The sequence below is a fragment of the Ruminococcoides intestinihominis genome, assembly GCF_040096285.1.
GTDB classification, from domain to species: domain Bacteria; phylum Bacillota; class Clostridia; order Oscillospirales; family Acutalibacteraceae; genus Ruminococcoides; species Ruminococcoides intestinihominis.
In genome coordinates this window covers 1-860 of record NZ_JBBMEY010000097.1, presented here as the reverse complement: position 1 = coordinate 860, position 860 = coordinate 1, and the positions used below count along the sequence as shown (strand labels likewise).

Annotated in this window: 1 protein-coding gene; it reads left to right on the top strand. The window is 39.5% G+C overall.

The features are described 5' to 3' along the window. The coding region (locus tag WMO18_RS10895; protein WP_367286613.1) for a hypothetical protein at window positions 1–860 on the top strand (860 nt) is incomplete at both ends.

The following is an 860-nucleotide window of genomic DNA, read 5'->3' as shown; positions in this document are numbered from 1 at the left end:
ATCGACTACGGTGTAATTAAAGATCCAGATACTTCTCTAAGAGATGAAGTTATTGCAGAGGAAGAACCAACAACAGCTACAACTGCAACAACAGCTACAACAGCTACAACAGCTACAACAGCTACAACAGCAACAACAGCTACAACAGCAACAACTGCTACAACAGCAACAACTGCTACAACAGCTACAACTGCTACAACAGCAACAACTGCTCCTCAACCATCAAAGACAACATTCAATGGTAAGGATGTTAAGGTTGGAGATGAAGTAACAGTTACATATTACATCCAGACAGAAAAACTTTGTGAAGACTTCCAGGGTTATTTCTACTATGGTAACAAGTCAACTAGCGATACTACCGGTATCGAACTTAAGTCATTCTATATTAGAGAAGATTTACCAGGTCTAATGTGCAACACTGCTCCAGCAGGCAAGATTGTATTTACCGGTGTATCACCACTAAATCCATATGACTTTAAAACAAAGGGTAAGTTCATTAGTGCTACATTCAAGATTAATGAAGCAAACTATGACTACTATGCTAACGCTGTATTTGAGGTTCTAAGTGCAGTTGATGGTACTAACTATGTAAACTTTGGTAAGATTGAAAATCCATTCGTTTGGGAAGAGGAAACATCTGTACCAACACCTACAACTGCTACAACAGCAACAACTGCTACAACTGCTACAACAGCAACAACTGCTACAACTGCAACAACTGCTACAACAGCAACAACAGCTACAACAGCAACAACAGCTACAACAGCTACAACTGCTCCTCGTCCATCAAAGACAACATTCAATGGTAAGGATGTTAAGGTTGGAGATGAAGTAACAGTTACATATTACATCCAGACAGA